The following is a 3,050-nucleotide window of genomic DNA, read 5'->3' as shown; positions in this document are numbered from 1 at the left end:
CCCCTGGAGTTGCCGCATGCCTCCCGCCGACGACCTGCCCCCCGGCCCGCCGCTGCCCGACGCGGTGCGTGAGGCGCTGCTCGCCCCGCTGGTCGATCACCACTGCCACGGCGTACGCCGCGACGACCTGGGCAGGGCCGCGTTCGAGCTGCTGATCACCGAGGCCGCCACGCCCGCGCCACCCGGCACGACGCACTTCGACACGCCGATCGGCGCGGCCATCCGCCGCTGGTGCGCGCCCGTGCTGGACCTGCCGCCGCATACGCCGCCCGCGGTGTACCTGGCGCGTCGTGCCGAACTGGGCGCCGCCGAGGTCAACCGGCGGCTGCTGCGCCAGGCCGGGATCGTCGCCTTCCTGGTCGACACCGGGCTGAACGGCGCCGGGCTGCTGTCGGCCGCCGAGATGGGCAGGCTGGGCGGCGCCGCCGCCGACGAGATCGTACGGCTGGAGCGGGTGGAGGAGACCATCGCCCGGTCGGTCGCCGGTGCGGCCGAGTACCCCGACGCCCTCGCCGAGGCCCTTTCCGCCGCCGCGGCGCGGGCCGTCGGCCTGAAGACCGTCATCGCCTACCGGTACGGCCTGGACTTCGACATCGAACGTCCGGGCAGGGGCGCGGTGGTCGCGGCGGCCGGGCGGCGGCTGGCCGACCCGAAGGCGCGGCTGAGCGACCCGATACTGCTGCGCCACCTGCTGTGGAGCGGCGTGGACGTGGCCAGGCAGCGGTCGCTGCCGGTGCAGTTCCACTGCGGCTACGGCGACCCCGACATCGACCTGCACCGGGCCGACCCGGCGCTGCTGACCGGGTTCATCAGGGCCCTGCAACCCGGCGGGGTGCCGCTGATCCTGCTGCACTGCTACCCCTTCCACCGGCAGGCGGCCTACCTGGCCAGCGTGTATCCGCACGTCTACGTGGACCTCGGGCTGGCGCTGACGCACACGGCGGCCGGGTCGGCGGCGATCGTGGACGAACTGCTGGAGCTGGTCCCCTTCCACAAGCAGATGTTCAGCAGTGACTGTTACGGGGTGGCCGAGACGTGTCACCTGGGGGCGCTGTACTACCGGCGGGGGCTGGCGCGGGCACTGGCCGTACGGATCGGGGAGGGGGAGTGGAGCGCGACGGACGCGGCCCGGGTCGCGCACATGATCGGCGCGGGCAACGCACGGCGGGTCTACCGGCTGTGAGCCGTGGGTTCAGCGGGAATCGCGGGGAGGCGGTGGATAGGCTGGACGAGGCCCATGACCGGTGAGGAAAGGTCTCCACGTGCCCGAGGAAAGCGCGCCGAGCTTCCGCGACGATGTGACGGTCGAGCTGGTCAAACACAGCGCCGCCGACACCGACGTGCTGTTCGCCGCCAGGGTGTCCACCCTCGGCGAGCAGTCCCTCGACGAGGTGCGCAAGGACCCCGAGCGGTCCAAGGGGCTGCTCAACTACCTGATGCGCGACCGGCACGGGAGCCCGTTCGAGCACAACTCGATGACCTTTTTCATCAGCGCGCCGATCTTCGTGTTCCGCGAGTTCCACCGGCACCGGGTGTGGTCCTACAACGAGGAGAGCGGCCGATATCGCGAGTTGCGGCCGGTGTTCTACGTACCGGGCCGGTCGCGCAAGCTGGTGCAGGAGGGCAAGCCGGGGCGCTACGTCTTCCTCGACGGCACCGACGCCCAGCACAAGCTGGTCACCGAGGTGATGGAGGCGTCCTACCGCCGGTCCTACGCCGCCTACCAGGAGATGCTGGAGGCCGGCATCGCCAGGGAGGTGGCCAGGTCGGTGCTGCCGGTCGGCCTGTTCTCCACGATGTACGCCACCTGCAACGCCAGGGCGCTGATGCACTTCCTGTCGCTGCGCACCAAGAGCGAGGCGGCCACCGTGCCGTCGTTCCCGCAGCGGGAGATCGAGATGGTGGCCGAGAAGATGGAGGCGATCTGGGCGGAGCTGATGCCGCTCACCCACGCCGCCTTCGTCGCCAACGGCCGCGTCGCCCCCTGACGCCTACCGGCCGGCGAGGGCCTGGGGCATGCCGCGTCACAACACGGCCGCGCGCACGGTGAGCACGTCGGGCAGGTGGCGGGCGATCACCGTCCAGGTCTCGCCGTCGTCGCGGGAGCCGTACACCTCGCCGTCGCGGGTGCCGAAGAAGATCCCGGCCGGGGAGGCGCACATGGCGTCGCGTAGCACCGAGGCGTGCACCGGCCCGGGCGGCAGCCCCTCACCGAACGCGTTCCAGGACTCCCCGGCGTCGTCGGAGCGGTAGACCTGATAGCGGTGGCCCACCGGGACCCGGTCCATGTCCGATTCCAGCGGCACCACGTACACCGTGTCGGGCCGGTCGGGATGCACCACGATGGGGAAACCGAAGTCGGAGGTGAGGCCGCCGCCGATGGCGGTCCAGTTCGCGCCGAAGTCGTCACTGCGGTAGACGCCGAAATGGTGCTGCAGGAACAGCCGGTCGGGCCGCCCGGGGTGCGCCGTCACCTTGTGCACGCACTGCCCGAACTCCGGATATTGGTCGCCCTCGGCCGGAACGCCACGCGGATGCCCCGGTTGGCCGCCTCCCAGCGGGCCCCGCCGTCGGTACTGCGGTAGAAACCGGCCGCCGACACCGCCACGGCGATCGAGCCGGGATCGGCCGGATGCGGCAGCACCGTGTGCAGGCACAGGCCGCCGCCGCCCTCGGGAAAGGCGACCGGCGGACGGTCGGCCTCCTGCCAGCTCTCGCCCAGGTCGTCGGACCACATCACGGACGGGCCGAAGTGCCCGTACTCGATCGCGGCGAGCAGCCGGGGCACCGGCCGCCCACGGGTGTCCACCGCGACGGCATGCACGCCGATCGTGGAAAACCGGACCGGATCGACCTCGAACGCCCCGCCGTCACGAGAACGGGCGAGGAACAGCCCTTACGGGTGCCGATGGCCAGGAGTGCGTCGCCCATTTGCCCTATCTCCTTCCGGGGTGGTCATCCTGCTGCCGAAGCCGGTTCCGGCCGGACCTCCCTACCCGATATCGCCAAGCCGGAACGACGACCTCCCGCCCCACCCACGACACGCCCAT

Annotated in this window: 4 protein-coding genes; 2 read left to right on the top strand and 2 right to left on the bottom strand. The window is 71.7% G+C overall.

The window, feature by feature from the left end; translation table 11 throughout:
- Together C1I98_RS37205 and thyX are read left to right on the top strand one after the other, a co-directional pair.
- Window positions 1–1,183 (top strand): amidohydrolase family protein (locus C1I98_RS37205; RefSeq protein ID WP_438672133.1); only part of this gene is annotated, 1,183 nt, incomplete at its 5' end.
- Between the two features lie 79 nt (window positions 1,184–1,262).
- On the top strand, window positions 1,263–1,988 hold the full coding sequence (gene thyX, locus C1I98_RS37200) for an FAD-dependent thymidylate synthase (RefSeq protein ID WP_111171955.1): 726 nt from the start codon (window positions 1,263–1,265) through the stop codon (window positions 1,986–1,988).
- 36 nt (window positions 1,989–2,024) lie between these two features.
- On the opposite strand, the gene C1I98_RS44735 is transcribed toward thyX, so the two are convergent.
- Both C1I98_RS44735 and C1I98_RS44730 read right to left on the bottom strand, forming a co-directional pair.
- Window positions 2,025–2,483 (bottom strand): WD40/YVTN/BNR-like repeat-containing protein, encoded by a 459-nt coding sequence (locus tag C1I98_RS44735; RefSeq protein ID WP_233508515.1) that lies wholly within the window; start codon window positions 2,481–2,483, stop codon window positions 2,025–2,027.
- Entirely contained in the window at window positions 2,471–2,824 is a 354-nt protein-coding gene (locus C1I98_RS44730) for a beta propeller repeat protein (RefSeq protein WP_233508514.1), read from the bottom strand. The genes C1I98_RS44735 and C1I98_RS44730 overlap by 13 nt, the downstream gene beginning before the upstream one ends.
- Between the last annotated feature and the right edge of the window lie 226 nt (window positions 2,825–3,050).

Origin of the sequence: Spongiactinospora gelatinilytica (assembly GCF_003236385.1) — a bacterium.
In the GTDB taxonomy this organism is placed as follows: Bacteria; Actinomycetota; Actinomycetes; order Streptosporangiales; family Streptosporangiaceae; genus Spongiactinospora; species Spongiactinospora gelatinilytica.
This window is presented reverse-complemented; position numbering and strand designations above follow the sequence as displayed.